This is a genomic window from Delftia sp. (assembly GCF_059499305.1).
Genome location: NZ_JCABYI010000009.1, coordinates 330,255 through 348,623, shown reverse-complemented (window position 1 = coordinate 348,623; position 18,369 = coordinate 330,255). Strand labels below are relative to the sequence as shown.

Sequence of the window (18,369 nt, the reverse complement as noted above, 5' to 3'; positions counted from 1 at the left end):
ACCGTCCGGTATCATCCATGCCTATGCGTCGCCCCTTGTCCATTGTCCTGGTCTTGCTGCTGGTCCTGCGTGGCCTGCTGGGCGATGCCATGGCCATGGGGGCGGCTCCGGTGATGGGCGCCCCGGCTCCGGCCGTCGCATTGGCGTCGGACTCCGCACTCCACCACCATGCGCCGGAGATCGCGCAGTCGCCGGACAGCCATGAACGGCATCCGGTACACGCCACGGAGCAGCCCTCTCACCCCTCGCATACGTCGCACGCCGAGCACAGTGCAGACTGCTCCCCCCAGGCCGGCAGCCCTGCGGGCGGCGGCTGCGGCGAGCATGAACACGGCCCCAGCTGCACCCTGTGCGGCATCTGCCATTCGGCCCTTTTCACCCCTGGCCAGATCGGTTCGGACGGCGCTGCGCCGTCCGCCGCACTGCGCCCCCAAGGCAGCACGCGCTTTGCCAGCGCGGCCAAGCTGCAGGCCATCAAGCCACCCATTTCCTGAAGCCTGACGCCCGAAGTGCGTCCGCGCCATCCCTGCCGCCCGTCCATGGGCAGCCCGTTCTCGGGCATGGCAGGGCGCTTGGCTGCGGATGCGTCACCCGTTACGCATTCAGGAGATCACCATGCGCCGAGCGCATTTTCTCGCCCCCCTCATCCCCCTCATCCATTTCGGGCTGGCGGCCCTTGCCGTCTCCAGCCCCGCGGCCTGGGCCCAAGCCCATGACGGCAGCCTCCCCCCGGCCTCTTCCTCCGCAGGCCTGACCGGCGCCATCGATCCGGCTGCGGCCAGCCTGCCGCTGCGCCATGCCGCGCTGCCGGCCAGTGGCGCCGTGGAAACCGAACTGACCGACTGGCGCCAGGCCAACGCTGCCGTGGCCGAGTTTCCCAACGGCCATATGGACATCCTGCGCTGGGAGGCGGCCCAGGCCGGCCGATCCACGCCTGCGCCGTCCCCGCACGGCTCTCACCTGCAGCACGGAGGCCGGCCATGAAGCGCACCGTCTTCGCCCCCACCCGGCTGGTCGGCGCCATGGCTGCCGTGCTGGCCCTGGCCGGCTGCGCCAGCATCTCGCCCGACGGCCTGCGCGGCGCGGTCCAGTCCCATACCGCCAGCCGCCTGCCGGACGGCGCCGAACTGCCGCCAACCGATCTGCAGGCCCGCGACGCGGCGCAGCAGCGCATCGACGAGTGGCTGCGCCAGCCGCTGGACATGGACCAGTCCGTGCGCATCGCACTGCTCAACAACCCCGGCCTGCAGGCGCGCCTGGCACAACTGGGCGTGCAGGATGCAGACCGCGTGCAGGCCCTGACACTGCCCAACCCCACGCTGACCCTGGGCCGCATGGTCAACAGCGACGAGCGCGAGATCGAGCGCCAGCTGAGCTTTGGCCTGGTCAGCCTGATCACCCTGCCCTGGCGCAGCCGCTGGCAGGGCATGCAGATGGAACAGGCCACCCTGACCGCCGCGCAGGACGTGCTGCGGCTGGCCGCCGACACACGCCGCGCCTGGCTGCGCGCCGTGGCCGCACGCCAGCAGCTGGCGTCCAGCGAGCGCATGCACGAGGCGGCCGAGGCCGGTGCCGAGCTGGCGCGGCGCATGGCCCGCGTGGGCAACTTCAGCCGGCTGCAGCAGGCGCGCGAGCTCAGTATCCAGCAGAACACCGCAGCCCAGCTGGCGCGTGCGCGCCTGGCCGCCACGGCCGAGCATGAGCAACTGGCCCGCCTGATGGGTCTGTGGGGACGGCGCATCGATTTCAAGCTGCCCGACCAGTTGCCCGCCATCCCGCAGGCCGCCACGCAGTTGCGCGCCGGGGACGATGCCGAGGCCACCGCGCTGCGCGAGCGCCTGGACCTGCGCGCCCTGCGCCGCGACCTGGACCATCTGGGCGAGCGCCGGGGCTGGGCGCGCGCCGGCGCCATCTTCGGCGACATCGGCCTGGGCTACAGCCGCAACACCGCCACGGACCGGGCCACTGGCCACAGTGATGTGACACGCGGCTGGGAGATCGACCTGCCCCTGCCGCTGTTCGACTGGGGCGGCGCTGCCAGCGGCCGCGCGCGCGCCGAGCTGCAGCGCAGCGCGGCCCAGCTGCAGCAAGGCGCCATCCAGGCGCGCGCCGAGGCGCGCAGCAGCTGGATGCGCTACCGCACGGCCTGGGACCTGGCCCACCAGCAGCAGGCCGAGGTGCTGCCGCTGCGCCGCTTCATCCAGGACGAAACCATGCTTCGCTACAACGGCATGTTCGTCAGCGTCTGGCAGTTGCTGGCCGAGGCCCGCAGCAGCGCCCAGGCCGTGGCCACCGCCACCGATGCGCAGCGCGACTTCTGGCTGGCAGAGACCGACCTGCAGCTGGCACTGACCGGCACGTCGCCGGGAGCCATCCAGGCTGCCGCCAGCGCTGCCGCGCCCACCCCCACCAACGAAGCGAGCCACTGACATGAACCGCCGCAATTTCTTCACCGGCGCCGCCGTGGCCGCCGTCTCCAGTGCCGCCGTCAGCCGCGTGGCCCTGGCCGCCCTGCCCGAGGCAGCGACCCAGTCCTCGGCCGAAACCGCCGCGCCACTGGCCCCGCCCAACGGCCGCCCCTACCGCCCCGTGGTCACGCTCAACGGCTGGACCACCCCCTGGCGCATGAACGCAGGCGTCAAGGAATTCCACCTGGTGGCCGAGCCCGTGGTGCGCGAGGTGGCGCCGGGCTTCTTCGTCAACATGTGGGGCTACAACGGCCAGAGCCCGGGACCGACCATCGAGGTGGTGGAAGGCGACCAGGTCCGCATCTTCGTGACCAACCGCCTGCCCGAGCACACCACCGTGCACTGGCACGGCCAGCGCCTGCCCAACGGCATGGACGGCGTGGGCGGCCTGACCCAGCCGCACATCCCGCCCGGCAAGACCTTTGTCTACGAGTTCACGGCGCGCCGTCCCGGCACCTTCATGTACCACCCGCATGCCGACGAGATGGTGCAGATGGCCATGGGAATGATGGGCCTGTGGATCACGCACCCGAAGGCGGCGCACCCGCAGATCGCCGAGGTCCAGCGCGACTACGCCTTCCTGCTGTCGGCCTACGACGTGGAGCCCGGCTCCATGACCCCACGCGTGGCCGAGATGACGGACTTCAACATCTGGACCTTCAACAGCCGGGTGTTCCCCGCCATCAGCCCCGTCGTCGCCCGGCGCGGCGACCGCGTGCGCCTGCGCGTGGGCAACCTGACCATGACCAACCACCCCATCCACGTGCATGGCCACGAATTCGAGGTCACGGGCACAGACGGCGGCCCCGTGCCCCGGTCCGCACGCTGGCCCGAGGTGACCACGGACGTGGCCGTGGGCCAGATGCGGCAGGTGGAGTTCATCGCCGACGAGCTGGGCGACTGGGCCCTGCACTGCCACAAGAGCCACCACACCATGGGCGCCATGGGCCACGACACGCCGACCATGATCGGCGTGGACCACCGGGGCCTGGTCGGCAAGATCCAGAAGATCGTGCCCGACTACATGGTCATGGGCGAGCGCGGCATGGGCGACATGGCCGCCATGGAGATGCCGCTGCCCGACAACACCTTCCCGATGATGACGGGCACGGGCCCCTTCGGCCCCCTCGAGATGGGCGGCATGTTCACCACCCTCAAGGTGCGCGAGCAGCTGGGCGCCAACGACTACGGCGACCCGGGCTGGTTCAACCACCCCAAGGGCCGCGTGGCCTATGAATGGAAGGGGCCGGCGGCCGAGGCCTCCGCACCGCGCCAGACCACGCCCGGCCAGTCCCCCGGCGCACCCAGCGTGCGCAAGCCAGGTGCGGGCCATGATCACCACTGATGCCATCCAAGGAGCACCTCATGAACACCTTTGCCCTCCTCCTCGCCACGGCACTGCTTGCCGGCCCCGCCGCCGTCTTCGCCCATGGCAGCGAAACCCACGATGACGCTCCCAAGGCCGCCGCGGTCAAGGAGCAAAAGCCCTGGGGCATTGCCGGCGATGCCTCGGCCGCCCGGCGCACCATCACCCTGGACATGAGCGACAACATGCGCTTCACACCAGAGCGCATCAGCGTCAGGCGCGGCGAGACGGTGCGCCTGCGCGTGGCCAACAAGGGCCAGGTCATGCACGAGATCGTGCTGGGCACGCCGGCCTCGCTGGACGAGCACGCGCAGATGATGCTCAAGTTCCCCACCATGGAGCACGGCGAGCCCTACATGGCCCATGTCTCGCCCGGCCAATCCGGCGACCTGGTCTGGAATTTCAACCGCGAAGGCAGCTTCGACTTTGCCTGCCTCATCCCCGGCCACTACCAGGCCGGCATGCGCGGAACCATCACCGTGACGCAATGAGCGCGCCACTTCTTCCCCCCTTCAGGAGCACCCCATGGAACATGAACGCATGGCATCCGCCCACCCGCGCCGCAGTGCGCTGCGCCGCATGGCCCTGGCCTGCACGGCATTCGCCGCCCCTTCGCTGTGGGCGGCTGCACCCACGGCCCGCATCCCGGTGGAGGTCTGGAAGGACCCCAACTGCGGCTGCTGCCAGGACTGGGTGGTGCACATGGAGCACAACGGCTTTGCCGTCACCGTGCACGACACCGGCAACAGCGCCGTGCGCGCCAGGCTGGGCATTCCGGCGCGCCTGGGCTCCTGCCACACGGCCCTGGTCGAAGGCTATGCGCTCGAAGGCCATGTGCCTGCGGCCGACGTGCACAAGCTGCTCAGGCAAAAGCCCAAGGCGGTAGGCATTGCAGTGCCCGGCATGCCCGTGGGCAGCCCCGGCATGGACGGCCCCGAGTACGGCGGCCGCAAGGACCCCTACGAGGTGCTGCTCATCACCAAGAACCTCATGAACAGCGACGTTTCCACCCGCACCTTCACCAGCTACCGCTGACCCCCGGAGCACACCATGCACAACACAGTCCTCCTTGTTTCCCGTACGTCCCGTACGTCCCGTACCGCCCTTGCCGTGCGCCTGGCACTTGCCGCCGCGCTGATCCCGGCCTGGGCCTGTGCCCAGGCCACGGCCCACGACCATGCGGCGCATGGCGCGCAATCTGCCGAAACCGCACCCGCCGCCGCCAGCCAGGACCTCAGCGAAGGCGAGGTCACGCGCTGGGATGCACGCACCAGCAAGGTCACGCTGCGCCACGGCGAACTCAAGAACCTGGGCATGCCGCCCATGACCATGGTCTTCCAGCTGCGCGTGGCAGCACCCGAGCCCGCCCTCAAGGCCGGCGACAAGGTGCGCTTTCGCGCCGAGCAGGACCAGGGCGCCTTCGTGGTCACGCAGCTGGAAGTGCTGCGCTGAAGACCGGGTGCAGGGCTGCCGTTTCGGCTAAGGTGAAGGCCTGTCCATCACAGAGCAGAGCAGCGCATGCCAAGCACCGACTCAGACCCCGGCTCCATCACCCGCGTACAGGGCATCGAGGTGGGCCACCACACCGATGCCCGCCGCCCCACGGGCTGCACCGTCGTGCTGGCGCGCGGCGGTGCCGTGGGAGGCTGCGATGTGCGTGGCGCCGCCCCCGGCACGCGCGAGACCGACCTGCTGCATCCCTCCAACCTGGTGCAGCAGGTGCATGCCGTCATGCTCTCCGGTGGCAGTGCCTGGGGGCTGGACGCGGCCAGCGGCGCCATGCGCTGGCTGGACGAGCAGGGCATAGGGCTGGATGTGGGCGTGGGCCGCGTGCCCATCGTGCCGGCCGCCGTGCTGTTCGACCTGGCGGTGGGCGACAGCCGCATCCGCCCAGGGGCCGATGCCGGCCATGCGGCCTGCCAGGCCGCCAGCGCCGCGCGGCCTGCCGAGGGCAATGTGGGCGCCGGCATGGGCGCCTGCGTGGGCAAGGTCTTCGGCATGGATCGCGCCATGAAGGGTGGCATCGGCACGGCCTCGCTCACCGTGCACGGAGTCACCGTGGGCGCGCTCATCGCCTGCAATGCCGTGGGCGATGTGGTCGATCCCCACAGCGGCGTGCTGCTGGCCGGCGCGCGCAGCCCCGATGGCCGCCAGCTGCACGACACCTGCCGTGCCTTGCTGCGCGGCGAAGAGCCCCGGCCGCTGCTGGCAGGCACCAACACCACCATCGGCGTGGTTGCCACCGATGCACGCATCACCAAGGCCCAGGCCCAGCGCCTGGCCGTGGTGGCCCATGACGGCCTGGCACGTGCCATACGACCCGTGCACACCATGAGCGATGGCGACACCCTGTTCGCCCTGGGCACGGGCCTGGCCGAGCACTCGCTGGGCATGCTGACCCTGTCCGCCATGGCCGCCGAGGCCGTGGCCCTGGCCACGGTGCGCGCCGTGCTGGCCGCGCAGTCGCTGACCACGGCCGAAGGGCTGGAGCTGCCCTGTGCCAGGGAGCTGGCCGCCTGCCGGCCCTGACCGGGTTCAGGCCTGCAGTGCCACCGCCCAGGCGTCGTAGCCGTAGACGCCATCGGCATTGCCACCGGCGCGCAGCCAGTTGTTGCCGCGCGAGCCGATCTGGATCTCGCTGGTGCGGTGCATGCGCATGGCCTGGTAGCGCGCCAGGGCAGCGGGCACCTGCTGCGATCCCTGGGCAGCGTCCAGGTTGCGCGCCAGCACCACGGCATCCTCGATGGCCATGCCCGCACCCTGGGCCATGAAGGGCATCATCGGGTGGCAGGCATCGCCCAGCAGCGTGATGCGGTCCTGCGACCAGGCCGGCAGGGGATCGCGCTCGTACAGCGCGGTCTTGAGCACCGTGTCGCAGGCGTCGAGCAGCGCCCGCGCGTCGGGATGGAAATCGGCATAGAAGCCGCGCAACTCCTCGACGCTGCCCGGCGTGGTCCAGGATTCCTCATGCCACGATTCCTGGGCCGTGGTGGCAAAGATGAAGGTATCGCGCCCCTGGTTCAGCGGAAAGGTCACGATCTGGCTTTGCGGCGTGGCGCCCCACCATTTGGTGAAGGCCTGGATGTCGGGCACATGGCGCACGCGCTCGGTGGGCACCACCGCGCGGAAGGCCACCACGCCCGTGAAGCGCGGGCTCTCGGCGCCGAACAGGGCCGCGCGCACCACGGAGTGGATGCCGTCCGCGCCAATGAGTGCGTCCAGCCCGGCCATTTCGCTGCCATCGGTGAAGGCGATGTCCACGCCTTGCCCCGTCTGCGTGATCTGGCTGGCGCGCTTGCCCAACTGCACCTGGTCCAGCGGAAAGGCATCGGCCAGGGCCGCCAGCAGGTCCGCGCGGTGGATGGTGAGCTGGGGTGCGCCGTATTTGCGCTCGGCCTCGTCACCCATGGTCAGGCGCGAGGTTTCCTCGCCCGTGTCCCAGTTGCGGCTGATGCGGTGTGTGGGCCGTGCGGCGCTGGCGCGCACGGCGGCGGCGATGTCGGCGCCCAGGCCATCGAGGGCGCGCACGGCATTGGGCGTGAGGTTGATGTCCGCGCCCACGCGCAGGAACTGCCGGCTTTGCTCGAACACCAATACTTCATGCCCTGCCTGGTGCAGCGCATTGGCTGCCGCCAATCCGCCAATGCCTGCTCCGACGATGCCTATCCTCAAACGCGCCATGGTTCCTGTCTCCTGCTGGTGGGGTCTATTCGGTGGTGATGCGCCCCATGATCCGGGGCGCATCGATGCAGGACATTGTCTTTTTGACGCGCCTCAAGCCTCAACCTCCGCAACGCCCGAATTGGGCACGATTCGTCCCCATCGGCGCCGGCGCATGTCCGGCAGGCGCCTCAGTCCACGCGCCGCAGCTGCCCTTGCGCCAGCAGCTTGTCGCGCATGCGGCGCGTCATGGACTGGGTGCTGCCATCGGTGGCCGTGAACAGGAACAGCGTCTGCTGCGGGCTGACCCAGGTCAGCTGGGTGCGGATGCTCTGCCGGGCATTGGACAGCTCCACCCAGGTGCCCAGCGCCCAGTCCTCGGAGACCACGGGCGCCACAGGTTCAGGTGCAGGTGCCACGGATGTCGCATGCGGCGTCACCTGGGGCCCGGCAGGCTCGCCAGGCATCCTGGTCGGCGACGCCGCAACGGCCGGGGGGGCAGGCAGCTCGTCCTGCAGCGCCTCGGGCAGCTCCAGATCCTGCTCGGTCAGGGTGGCCATCTCGTGCGCCATATCGCTCGCCATGGGCTGCGGCACATCCAGCGGCACCGGCATGGAGGCCGCCACGCCGAACAACGACTGTGGCAGGCGCGCTGCCGAGGAGCCGGGCCTTGCCTGGACGGGCCTGGCCTGGCCTGGCCTGGCAGCATCGAACCGGGAAGGCAGGGACGCCAGCACCGAGTCCGACCCATAGACGGTGGGCGGCACGGAGTCCAGATAAATATCCACGCTCTCTATGGGCTGGCGGACCACACCGGCATCCAGCGCATCCTGGTGCAGGCCGGCCAGGCGCGCGGCAAAGGCCTGGATCTCCTCCTCCGTGCGCCCCACGCTGCGCAGGCCGGCGCGCAGCCGGGCCTGCAGGCGCGGCGCCAGCGCCACCAGCCGGTCGGTATCGCGGCCGGCGTGTGCGGACACGCTCCACAGCAGGCTGGGCACCAGGGCGAGGTAGCCGCCGGGGTCGCGGGCCTCGCTGCCGTCCACAGGCTCCTGGACGCTGGCAATCACCTGGGCCCACGGCCCCGTGGCGAATTCCAGGATGTCATCGGGTACGCCCTGGGCACTGGGCAGGCGCCGGATGGCGGCTGCGATCTGCTCGGCCCGGGGCATGGCGGTTTCCGGCCAGCGCGGGTCCGCACGCCGCCCTTCCACGCGCCGGAGCGCGGCCGAGACGGGGCCGGTCACCGTGCCATCTTCAGGTGCTTCGCTCGGGCCCACGGGCTGCATGCCGCTGCCGCCCCAACCGTCACGCAGCTGCTGCAGCACCGTGGCAAAGGCCGATGCATCGGCGCGCTGCAGGGCCGCCAGCCGCATGGCAGCGGAATCGGCCACCTGCAGGAACTGGCCATAGCCCGGTGCGGATTCACTGTCGAACCACAGGCTGCGCGCCGTCAGCTCGTCGAGCAACTGGCGCGCAGGGTGATTGCGGTCCTCGAAAAAGCGCGTGTCCTGGACCACCAGCTGCTGCAGCAGCGGCTCCAGCCGGCCCACCGTGCGCTGCACGGAAGGCAGCAGGCGCGTGTCGGCGGCCATGAAGCGCATCATGCGCTGCAGCGTATGCAGCGCCGCGCCGTCGTCGGCGCGCGCGCCCGGGGGAGGCTCCTGCGGCTCCTGCGGCTGCAGGGCCTGCATCAGCTGCTCCAGCTGGGCCGAGTGGTGCTGCACGGACTCCAGCGCCATGCAGCTCAGCGAGGTCCAGCCTTCGGGCAGCGCCGCCAGCACGGTGGGTGCCGTCTCGCTGCCCTGCCAGGCGGTGGTCTGCAGCCGGCTTGCGCCGTCCATGGCCGGCGCAAACTGCCCGGGCACGGAATAGGCGGATGGTTGGGCCAGCGCCAGCATGGAAGAAGGCGCCGCAGCGGGCGCCTCGCGGTGTGAATCCATCCAGCGGGGGTCGGACAGCAGGGCGGCCACCAGGCGCCGCGTCAGCTCATCTTCCTGCGCCTGCTGGCCGAAGGCACCGTAGGCGCGGCTCTGTGCCACGGCATCGCCATAGTGTGAAGGCGCACGCCAGCGGTTCGGCCCCGGCATGTCGGTCTGGCGCCGGCCCGGCTCGGGCGGCGGTGCCACGCCATAGGCGGCAGGCTGCACGCCCTGGTCGCGCAGGGACTGGGCCACATGGCCGTACTCGGATACCAGCAATGCGCCCAGATGCTCGCGCATGAAGCCCAGCCAGCAGGCGGCGCATTCGGGCTCGACCCCGGTGTCGTCGATCACGCGCTGCAGCGCCTGCACATAGTTGTGGGGCCTGAGCGGGTTGCGTTCGGGCTGGACACGGTCCAGGCCCTGGATGGCGCTGACCAGGGCATCGAGCTCGGCCAGTGCGATCTCCACCTGCGGCGCCACATGCTGCAGCAGGCGCTGGTGGGCCAGCTGCGACTGCAGCACGGAGTCATCCAGCAGAGAGAGGGAGGCGAAATCGGTGGTGCCGGGCACACCGGACGCACCGGAGATGCCCGGCACCGGCGGCCAGGCGGCAGCGCCACCGGATTGGCCAAAGCATTCCAGCAGCGCCAGCCCATAGCCCTTGAGCATGGCGGCCCGGTGGCGGGCCAGCAATTCCAGCGCCTCGGGGATTTCAGCGCGGCGCGGCAGGCCGGAGCCAGGCAGCTCGGCCTGCTCCATGGCATGAGCCGTGCGCTGCAGCAGCCGCAGGATCAGCGCCTCCGAGCCGCGGACAGCCTGCACCAGGCAGGCCTGCAACGCGGCAACAGAAACGGGTGGAGGATTCATGGCCCGAAGAATACAGGCTCCAGCCCGTGCCGGAGGCGCTTTGAGGCTTGCCTTTGATGCTTACTTCAGTGCCTTGTAGCGCATGCGCTTGGGCTTGGCGCCTTCTTCGCCCAGACGCTTTTTCTTATCGGCTTCGTACTCCTGGTAGTTGCCGTCGAAATACACCCACTGCGAATCGCCTTCGGCGGCCAGGATGTGCGTGGCGATGCGGTCGAGGAACCAGCGATCGTGGGAGATCACCAGCACCGTGCCCGCGTACTCCAGCAGCGCATCTTCCAGCGCGCGCAGGGTTTCCACGTCCAGGTCGTTGGAGGGTTCGTCCAGCAGCAGCACGTTGCCGCCCTGGATCAGCGTCTTGGCCAGGTGCAGGCGGCCGCGCTCGCCGCCGGAGAGGTTGCCGACCTTCTTTTGCTGGTCCTGTCCGTTGAAGTTGAAGCGGCCTGCGTAGGCGCGCGAGGCCATCTGGAACTTGCCGACGTTGATGATGTCCAGCCCGCCCGAGATGTCTTCCCACACCGTCTTGTCGTTGGCCAGCGCGTCACGCGTCTGCTCCACATAGGCCATCTTGACCGTCTGGCCCACGATGACTTCGCCGGAATCGGCCTGCTCGCGCCCCGCGATCAGCTTGAACAGCGTGGACTTGCCGGCGCCGTTGGGGCCGATGATGCCGACGATGGCGCCAGCGGGGATGTTCATGGTCAGGTTGTCGATGAGCACGCGGTCGCCAAAGCTCTTGGTGACGTTGTTGAACTCGATGACCTGGGTGCCCAGGCGCTCGGCCACAGGAATGAAGATTTCCTGGGTTTCATTGCGCTTTTGGTATTCGAAATCGCTCAGTTCCTCGAAGCGCGCGATACGGGCCTTGGACTTGGCCTGGCGGCCCTTGGCGTTCTGGCGAACCCACTCCAGTTCCTTCTTCAGGGCCTTGGCACGGGCTTCCTCGCCCTTTTGCTCGGACTCCAGGCGGTTTTGCTTCTGGATCAGCCACTCGGAGTAGTTGCCCTTGTAGGGAATGCCGTGGCCACGGTCCAGTTCCAGGATCCACTCGGCAGCGTTGTCCAGGAAGTAGCGATCGTGGGTGATGGCCACCACGGTGCCGGTGAAGCGGTGCAGGAACTGCTCCAGCCATTCCACGGACTCGGCGTCCAAGTGGTTGGTGGGCTCGTCCAGCAGCAGCATGTCGGGCTTGGACAGCAGCAGCTTGCACAGCGCCACGCGGCGCTTCTCGCCGCCGGACAGCTTGCCGATCACGGCGTCCCAGGCCGGCAGGCGCAGGGCGTCGGCGGCGATCTCCAGCTGGTGCTCGGAGTCGGTGCCGGCAGCGGCGATCTTGGCTTCCAGCTCGCCTTGCTCGGCAGCCAGCGCGTCGAAGTCGGCGTCGGGCTCGGCGTAGGCGGCGTAGATTTCATCGAGGCGCGCGCGGGCCGCGTTGACTTCGGCCATGGCCTCTTCCACAGCCTGGCGCACCGTGTGCTCTGGATTGAGCTGAGGCTCCTGCGGCAGATAGCCGATGGACAGGCCCTGCATGGGCAGCGCCTCGCCTTCGAATTCCTTGTCCACCCCGGCCATGATCTTGAGCAGCGAGGACTTGCCAGAGCCGTTCAGACCCAGCACGCCGATCTTGGCGCCCGGGAAAAAGCTGAGAGAGATATCCTTCAAGATCTGCCGCTTGGGCGGCACGGTCTTGGTGAGGTGGTTCATCGAAAAAACGTATTGAGCCATTCTGGTCCGAGTACTTGAATCGTTGATTTCTGCAAAAACCGGGCAACAAATCGGTTGCACGCCAGCCGTGATTATCGGCGCATGCGACAATACCCTGCGTTGCGGGTTCCAGTTGCCCGTGACATCAGCATTCCAGCTGGGGACGATGGACGCTGTTTTCCAGGCTCCCGACATTGAACCTCATCCGCCTACGACTGGTCCGGCAACCGCCCTGGTTGCCTCGGCAGGCTGATACCCAGCGCCCCGGACGGGCGCATCTTTGATCACATGACATTTGAAGAACTGAATCTGGCTCCCGCCATTCTGAAGGCCGTGCTTGAGGAGGGTTACGAGAACCCGACTCCCATCCAGGCACAGGCCATTCCGGCGGTGCTCGCCGGCCACGACCTGCTGGCAGGCGCCCAGACCGGCACCGGCAAGACCGCGGCCTTCACCCTGCCCATGCTGCACCGTCTCTCGCAAGGCCAGGTGCCGCGCAACAAGTTCGGCGGCAAGGGCATCCGCGCCCTGGTGCTGACGCCCACGCGTGAACTCGCAGCGCAGGTCGAGGAATCGGTGCGCAGCTACGCGAAGTACCTGGACATCAACTCCACCGTCATCTTCGGCGGCGTGGGCATGAAGCCCCAGATCGACCGCATCAAGAAGGGCGTGGACATCCTGGTCGCCACGCCGGGCCGCCTGCTGGATCTGCAGCAGCAAGGCTTCATGGACCTGTCCACCGTCGAAGTCCTGGTGCTCGACGAAGCCGACCGCATGCTGGACATGGGCTTCATCCACGACGTCAAGAAGGTGCTGGCCCTGGTGCCCAAGGAAAAGCAAAGCCTGCTGTTCTCGGCCACCTTCAGCGACGAGATCCGCGACCTGGCCAACGGCCTGCTGCGCAATCCGCAGTCCATCCAGGTCACGCCCAGCAACACCACCGTGCAGCGCATCACCCAGGTGATCCACCCCGTGGGCCGCGGCAAGAAAAAGCAGGTGCTGCTGCACATCATCAACGAGAACAACTGGAGCCAGGTTCTGGTGTTCACGCGCACCAAGTTCGGCGCCAACAACGTTGCCGAATTCCTGACCAAGAACAACATCAGCGCCATGGCGCTGCACGGCAACAAGAGCCAGAGCGCACGCACCCAGGCACTGGCCGGCTTCAAGACCGGCGAGCTGCGCGCACTGGTGGCCACCGACATCGCTGCACGCGGCATCGACATCGATGAGCTGCCGCACGTCGTGAACTACGAAATCCCCAACGTCTCCGAAGACTACGTGCACCGCATCGGCCGCACGGGCCGTGCCGGGCGCGAAGGCCATGCCGTCAGCCTCGTGTGCATGGACGAAGAAGGCTTCATGATGGACATCGAGCGCTTCACCAAGCAGGAAATCCCCGTGCAGGTGCTCGAAGGCTTCGGCCCGGAAGAAGGCGAAGTGGCCGAACCCATCGCCATGGGCCGCCAGACCATCTGGGGCGGCGCGGGCAAGCCGCCCAGCCGTGACGTCATGCAGGCCGCCGCCAAGGCCGCGCGCCAGGAAATGATGGACCGCATCCGCACCAACAAGGCTGCCCAGCCCGACCGCGGCGGTCGTGCAGGCGGCCGTGGCCAGGCAGCACCCAAGGCAGGCTCGGACGAAGGCCGCTCCGAAGGCAGCGCAGGCGGCCAGGGCCGTGGCCGCAACCACGCCGGCGCAGGCGCCAACAACAAGCCGCGCCGCGACCGCTTCGACGGTCCGGGCAACGGCTCCGGCGCTGCTCACCGCCCCAAGGCAGGTCCCCAGAACGCCCCCCGTCGCGGCCCGCGTCCTGACGGCGAAGGCGGCGGTGGCCGTCGCTTCGACGACCAGCCCCCGCGCGCTGATGCCCACCTGGGCACGCAGCTCGGCCATGCACGCAGCAGCGGACCGCGCGGCGGCGCCGGTGGCGGCCAACCCGACCCGATGCGCACCAGCGTGGACACCATGGCCGAACGCGGCCGCCGCGGCGGCGGTGGTTTCAACCGCGGTGGCGGCGGCGGCGGTGGTGGCTTCGGCGGCGGTGGCCGTGGCGGCTCCTCGCGCGGCGGCTACGGTCGCTGACCTGCACTGAATACCCGGCGTGCCAGGCGGCATGCCGGGCATTGCACCAGCCCAAAGGGCTGCATCTCCCCGGGGCTGCAGCCCTTTTGCATTGCACAGATTGCGCCTTCAGCCGACAGCGCGCCGCAAGCCTGCATGGCTATCATCCCGATAGCATTGCGGCCTGCGGCGACTGAAGGCCGCACCCCTTTTTTCCCGGATTCCCCAAGATTCCCCACGACTGGTTCCTCAAGGCCACGCCATGACACTGCTGACTCCACCCGCCATACCCTCCAGCCAGCGCCCCGATCCGGAGCTGCCACAGGGCCGGCTGCGGTGGTCGGCCCTGGCATGCACCGCCCTGCTGGCCGCCTGCTCCAGCACGCCGCTGCCGCCCTGGCCCACGTCCTCCAAGCCCCAGGTGGCCACGCCCACCCGCCCGGCCCCGGAAATACCCGTGGTGCCCCAGGCGACCACGCAGCCGATCGCACCGGCCAACAACCTCGTCCCCCTGCCCTACAACGCGGCCGTGGCGGCGCGCTTCCCCGACCCGGCCACGCGCTATGACACGCCCGGCCTGGCGCCGCAGCGCAACCAGTTCACCACGGCCAGCGAACTGTCTTCCTGGCTGAACAGCCAGGCCAGCAAATCCCTGGGCCGCGACACGCGCCTGGGAATCGTGCAGCCCGGCAGCTCGCAGCGCGGCAGCCCCATCCAGGCCCTGGTGGCCACGCGCGCTCCCGGCATCCAGCCGTCGGCGCTCTATGACAGCCGCCGCCCCACGGTCATGCTCGTGGCCGGCCAGCATGGCGACGAGCCTGCAGGGACCGAGGCATTGCTCATCATCGCCCGCGAACTCGCTCCCGGCGGCCTGCTGGAGCCGCTGCTGCAGCAGATCAACGTGATCCTCGTGCCGCGCGCCAACCCCGATGCCGTGGAAGCCGGCACGCGCAATGCAGCCGATGGCACCGACATCGCCCATGACCACCTGCTCCTGAACACGCCGGAGGCCAAGGCCCTGGCCACGCTGGCACGCGACTACCGCCCCGTCGCCGTGGTGGACCTGCAGGAATTCCCGGCCGCCAGCATCTTCCTGCAGAAGTACCAGGCCATACAGCGCTACGACGCCCTGCTGCAGTATTCGGCCACGGCCAACCAGAATGAATTCGTGACCAAGGCTGCGCGCGAGTGGTACACGGCACCGCTGCGCACCGCGCTGTCGCAAGCCGGCCTGAGCAGCGACTGGTACTACACCACCAGCCAGGACCTGCAGGACAAGTCCATCTCCATGGGCAGCCTGGCGCCCGATTCGCTGCGCAACATCAGCGGACTCAAGAACTCGGTGGGCTATCTGGTCAGCAGCCGTGGCTCGGACCTGGGCCGCGCCCACATCCAGCGGCGCGTGCACACCCTGGTCACCGCCGCCACACGCATGCTGCATTCGAGCGCCGAGCGCGCCAAGGACCTCACCCAGGTGCAGGCCTTCGTGGCGCGTGAGACCGCCTCTCTCGCCTGCCACCAGCAACTCGCCGTCCAGGCCGAGCAGACGCCCGAGCAGCGCACGCTCACCATGATCCAGCCCGACACGGGTGCCGACCAGCAGGTGCGCGTGGACTGGAACGCCTCCCTGCAGGCCCGCACCACGCTGTCGCGCCCGCGCTCCTGCGGCTACTGGCTGTCCGCCAGCGCCCAGACCGCCGTGGACAGGCTGCGCCTGCTGGGCCTGCAAGTGCTCAAGGTGGCCGAGCCCGGCCAGCTGCTGGCCGACTCGTACAACGAGGCCCGCTCGGCCACGCCCGCCAGCGGCGCCTATGCGCTCACGCGCGGCGCCGTCGAAGCACCCGTGGGCAGCTACTACCTGTCGATGAACCAGCCCATGGCCAATATTGCCGCTGCGGCGCTGGAGCCCGACACGCCCTACAGCTACCTCGCACGCGGCCTGGTGCCCACGCTGAGCGACATGGCGCGCGTGATGGCCCCCCCTTCGGTGGTGTTCGAGGAAGAAGAAGACGCCGAATGACGGCAAGGGCGCCAGGGCACGCCGCCAAGCCCTGAGCGCCCGCCCATTGCGGGTATGATCCGCGCTGGCCCGTCAGCGGCCATACCTGCCCGTAGCTCAACCGGATAGAGCAATTGCCTTCTAAGCAATAGGTCGGGGGTTCGAGTCCCTCCGGGCAGGCCAGTCTTTTCCCTCTGAAGCGCGACTTTTCTCAGGTCCCCTGGGAAGAACTTGGGAAGAATCAGCCTTCAGAACGACAAAGCCCCCTCGGCGCCGTGATGGCAGCCGAGGGGGCTTTTTTGCGTTTGGGCTCAGCGCGACACCTTCGGCCATGCATCCCGTATCAGCGCAGCGTCACCGGCCCATACGCTGTTTGACGTATGTATGAAGTTTTTTGATTTCGTAATACTGGGCTGCAACAGGAAGCCACCCATGCGGACAAGCGTCGCAAATCCTCTCCGCTTGTGATCAAGCTGGTGGCCTCCACATCGCTCTACCTACCGATCAAACATGACCAATACAGCGTTCTGGACTATCTCCGACTGGCAATCTGCCTACCAACGTGGCGCCGCGCCCTCAGATCTTCTGGTGCCTCTGCTAGCCAGTCTGAAGGACGGTGATACCGCCTGGATTTCCCGTTTGTCCATGGACGGCCTGCACACACGGCTGGTTCAGCTTGGGCAGCAACGGGAAGCGGTTGGTGGAGACTTGTCCAAACTCCCGCTTTACGGCATACCGTTTGCCGCCAAGGACAACATCGATGTGGCAGGGCTGGCAACGACCTGCGCCTGCCCCGAGTTCGCATTCCTGCCAGCCCACAATGCAACGGTTGTCGACCGGTTGGAGGCGGCAGGTGCCGTGGCCATCGGAAAAACCAACCTCGACCAGTTCGCTACCGGCCTGGTGGGCACGCGCTCCCCTTATGGCCCCGTGCCCAACGCATTCAAGCCCGAATTCATCAGCGGGGGCTCCAGCTCGGGCTCTGCTTCGGTAGTGGCGCGCGGCCTGGTGCCATTCGCATTGGGCACCGACACGGCCGGCTCCGGCCGCGTGCCTGCTGGTCACAACAACCTCGTGGGCTTGAAACCGACACGTGGCCTGGTGAGCAACACCGGTCTCGTGCCGGCCTGCCGCACGCTGGACTGCATCACGGTGATGGCACTGAGCGTCGGCGATGCCGATGCGGCGCTGCGCACCATGGGCGGCTTCGACGCCACCGATGCGTACTCGCGCAGCGCCCCTGCTCGTCCCGCTGCATGGCCTGCCAAGCCGGTGCTGGGCATTCCGGCATCGCCCGACTGGTTCGGCGATGCGAATGCCGAGCGCGTGTACAGCGATGCGCTGCGCCGGCTGGAAGCCATCGGCGTGGAACTGCGGCCCATCGACTTCGCCCCGCTTTTCGAGGTCGCCGCGCTGCTGTACGAAGGCCCATGGGTCGGTGAGCGCTACGCGGCCATCGAGGACCTCATGAACACCAGGCCCGAGGTCGTGCACCCCGTCGTGCGCAGCATTGTGGACAAGGCGAAGAACTTCAGCGCCGTGGACACCTACAAGGCCGAGTACCGCCGGATGGCGCTGGCACGCAAGGCAGAGGCGCTGATGCAGGGGCTGGACGGCCTGCTCGTGCCCACGGCACCCAGTATCTACACCATTGAGCAGTTGCAGGCCGATCCAGTCACGCTGAACTCGCGCATGGGCATCTACACGAACTTCGTCAACCTGCTCGACTGGAGCGCCATCGCGCTGCCCGCTGGCATGCGTGCCGACGGGCTGCCCGCCGGAATCACTCTGATCTCGCCCGGCTGGCATGAGGCACGGTTGGTCGAGTTCGGCCGACGCTGGCAGGCGGCCGCCCCATGGAAACGTGGCGCCTCGCAGCAGGACCTGCCGCCCATCGACGCACCGGCATCAACCAATCTGGACGGACAGGTCGTCGTCGCTGTGGTGGGTGCCCATTTGTCAGGCATGCCGCTCAACGGCCAGCTCATCGAGCGCGGCGCCACGCTACTGGAAAGCACCCACACCTCGGCCGCGTACCGCTTCTACGCGCTGCCCGGCACCGTGCCTCCCAAGCCCGGCCTGGTTCGCACGGGTGATGGCGCACCCATCGCCGTGGAACTGTGGGCGATACCGGTGGAGCGCTACGGCTCCTTCGTGGCATTGATCCCTTCGCCATTGGGCATCGGCACGCTGGAACTGATCGACGGTCGCACGGTGCAGGGCTTCGTCTGCGAAGCGTGGGCCACGCAAGGGGCCGAAGACATTACGTCGCTCGGAGGCTGGCGCGCCTACATGGCTCGCAAGTAACCCCGCCCTCCCCTT

Annotated in this window: 14 protein-coding genes and 1 tRNA gene; 12 read left to right on the top strand and 3 right to left on the bottom strand. The window is 68.7% G+C overall.

The window, feature by feature from the left end; genetic code table 11:
• Positions 1-35 precede the first annotated feature (35 nt).
• The 8 genes from AC5I49_RS07965 (at position 36) to AC5I49_RS07930 (ending at position 6,363) form a co-directional block, all read left to right on the top strand.
• Positions 36-494: a hypothetical protein gene (locus AC5I49_RS07965; RefSeq protein WP_495789144.1), complete on the top strand. Its 459-nt coding sequence runs from the start codon at positions 36-38 to the stop codon at positions 492-494.
• 121 nt (positions 495-615) lie between these two features.
• Positions 616-984 carry a hypothetical protein gene (locus AC5I49_RS07960; RefSeq protein WP_495789143.1) on the top strand — a complete coding sequence of 123 codons (369 nt, stop codon included), beginning with the start codon at positions 616-618 and terminating at the stop codon, positions 982-984.
• Positions 981-2,429 carry a TolC family protein gene (locus AC5I49_RS07955; RefSeq protein ID WP_495789142.1) on the top strand — a complete coding sequence of 483 codons (1,449 nt, stop codon included), beginning with the start codon at positions 981-983 and terminating at the stop codon, positions 2,427-2,429. The genes AC5I49_RS07960 and AC5I49_RS07955 overlap by 4 nt, the downstream gene beginning before the upstream one ends.
• A gap of 1 nt (position 2,430) precedes the next feature.
• Positions 2,431-3,813, top strand: a complete 1,383-nt coding sequence (locus tag AC5I49_RS07950) for a multicopper oxidase family protein (protein ID WP_495789141.1) — start codon at positions 2,431-2,433, stop codon at positions 3,811-3,813.
• 20 nt (positions 3,814-3,833) lie between these two features.
• Positions 3,834-4,325: a cupredoxin domain-containing protein gene (locus AC5I49_RS07945; protein WP_046242186.1), complete on the top strand. Its 492-nt coding sequence runs from the start codon at positions 3,834-3,836 to the stop codon at positions 4,323-4,325.
• Between the two features lie 34 nt (positions 4,326-4,359).
• Entirely contained in the window at positions 4,360-4,869 is a 510-nt protein-coding gene (locus AC5I49_RS07940) for a DUF411 domain-containing protein (RefSeq protein ID WP_495789140.1), read from the top strand.
• Between the two features lie 15 nt (positions 4,870-4,884).
• Complete coding sequence (locus AC5I49_RS07935) at positions 4,885-5,286, top strand: copper-binding protein (RefSeq protein WP_043791475.1); 402 nt, start codon at positions 4,885-4,887, stop codon at positions 5,284-5,286.
• A gap of 66 nt (positions 5,287-5,352) precedes the next feature.
• Complete coding sequence (locus tag AC5I49_RS07930; protein ID WP_016449921.1) at positions 5,353-6,363, top strand: P1 family peptidase; 1,011 nt, start codon at positions 5,353-5,355, stop codon at positions 6,361-6,363.
• Positions 6,364-6,369: 6 nt separating this feature from the next.
• Here AC5I49_RS07930 and AC5I49_RS07925 read toward each other — a convergent pair whose 3' ends face one another.
• From AC5I49_RS07925 to ettA, 3 genes are all read right to left on the bottom strand, one after another.
• The gene (locus AC5I49_RS07925) at positions 6,370-7,515 is read right to left on the bottom strand and encodes an FAD-dependent monooxygenase (protein WP_495789139.1); all 1,146 of its coding nucleotides are present in this window, start codon (positions 7,513-7,515) and stop codon (positions 6,370-6,372) included.
• 170 nt (positions 7,516-7,685) lie between these two features.
• On the bottom strand, positions 7,686-10,283 hold the full coding sequence (locus AC5I49_RS07920; RefSeq protein WP_495789138.1) for a DUF1631 family protein: 2,598 nt from the start codon (positions 10,281-10,283) through the stop codon (positions 7,686-7,688).
• A 60-nt stretch (positions 10,284-10,343) separates the two neighbouring features.
• Positions 10,344-12,005 carry an energy-dependent translational throttle protein EttA gene (gene ettA / locus AC5I49_RS07915; protein WP_016449924.1) on the bottom strand — a complete coding sequence of 554 codons (1,662 nt, stop codon included), beginning with the start codon at positions 12,003-12,005 and terminating at the stop codon, positions 10,344-10,346.
• Between the two features lie 267 nt (positions 12,006-12,272).
• Between ettA and AC5I49_RS07910 the strand changes: the two genes are divergently transcribed.
• The 4 genes from AC5I49_RS07910 (at position 12,273) to atzF (ending at position 18,354) form a co-directional block, all read left to right on the top strand.
• On the top strand, positions 12,273-14,069 hold the full coding sequence (locus AC5I49_RS07910; RefSeq protein ID WP_016452439.1) for a DEAD/DEAH box helicase: 1,797 nt from the start codon (positions 12,273-12,275) through the stop codon (positions 14,067-14,069).
• A gap of 241 nt (positions 14,070-14,310) precedes the next feature.
• Positions 14,311-16,068, top strand: coding sequence for a M14 family metallopeptidase (locus tag AC5I49_RS07905; RefSeq protein WP_016449926.1), 1,758 nt, complete (start codon positions 14,311-14,313; stop codon positions 16,066-16,068).
• An 85-nt stretch (positions 16,069-16,153) separates the two neighbouring features.
• Positions 16,154-16,230: transfer RNA gene (locus AC5I49_RS07900), tRNA-Arg, on the top strand.
• Between the two features lie 327 nt (positions 16,231-16,557).
• Positions 16,558-18,354 (top strand): allophanate hydrolase, encoded by a 1,797-nt coding sequence (gene atzF, locus AC5I49_RS07895; RefSeq protein ID WP_160855831.1) that lies wholly within the window; start codon positions 16,558-16,560, stop codon positions 18,352-18,354.
• Positions 18,355-18,369 lie beyond the last annotated feature (15 nt).

What these genes read in the sequence shown, in the direction of transcription:
- AC5I49_RS07935 (WP_043791475.1), top strand. Translation starts at nt 4,885, where the DNA reads ATGCACAACACAGTCCTCCTTGTTTCCCGTACGTCCCGTACGTCCCGT.
- atzF (WP_160855831.1), top strand. Translation starts at nt 16,558, where the DNA reads ATGACCAATACAGCGTTCTGGACTATCTCCGACTGGCAATCTGCCTAC.
- AC5I49_RS07905 (WP_016449926.1), top strand. Translation starts at nt 14,311, where the DNA reads ATGACACTGCTGACTCCACCCGCCATACCCTCCAGCCAGCGCCCCGAT.
- ettA (WP_016449924.1), bottom strand. Translation starts at nt 12,005, where the DNA reads ATGGCTCAATACGTTTTTTCGATGAACCACCTCACCAAGACCGTGCCG.
- AC5I49_RS07925 (WP_495789139.1), bottom strand. Translation starts at nt 7,515, where the DNA reads ATGGCGCGTTTGAGGATAGGCATCGTCGGAGCAGGCATTGGCGGATTG.
- AC5I49_RS07940 (WP_495789140.1), top strand. Translation starts at nt 4,360, where the DNA reads ATGGAACATGAACGCATGGCATCCGCCCACCCGCGCCGCAGTGCGCTG.
- AC5I49_RS07955 (WP_495789142.1), top strand. Translation starts at nt 981, where the DNA reads ATGAAGCGCACCGTCTTCGCCCCCACCCGGCTGGTCGGCGCCATGGCT.
- AC5I49_RS07945 (WP_046242186.1), top strand. Translation starts at nt 3,834, where the DNA reads ATGAACACCTTTGCCCTCCTCCTCGCCACGGCACTGCTTGCCGGCCCC.
- AC5I49_RS07950 (WP_495789141.1), top strand. Translation starts at nt 2,431, where the DNA reads ATGAACCGCCGCAATTTCTTCACCGGCGCCGCCGTGGCCGCCGTCTCC.
- AC5I49_RS07960 (WP_495789143.1), top strand. Translation starts at nt 616, where the DNA reads ATGCGCCGAGCGCATTTTCTCGCCCCCCTCATCCCCCTCATCCATTTC.
- AC5I49_RS07920 (WP_495789138.1), bottom strand. Translation starts at nt 10,283, where the DNA reads ATGAATCCTCCACCCGTTTCTGTTGCCGCGTTGCAGGCCTGCCTGGTG.
- AC5I49_RS07930 (WP_016449921.1), top strand. Translation starts at nt 5,353, where the DNA reads ATGCCAAGCACCGACTCAGACCCCGGCTCCATCACCCGCGTACAGGGC.
- AC5I49_RS07910 (WP_016452439.1), top strand. Translation starts at nt 12,273, where the DNA reads ATGACATTTGAAGAACTGAATCTGGCTCCCGCCATTCTGAAGGCCGTG.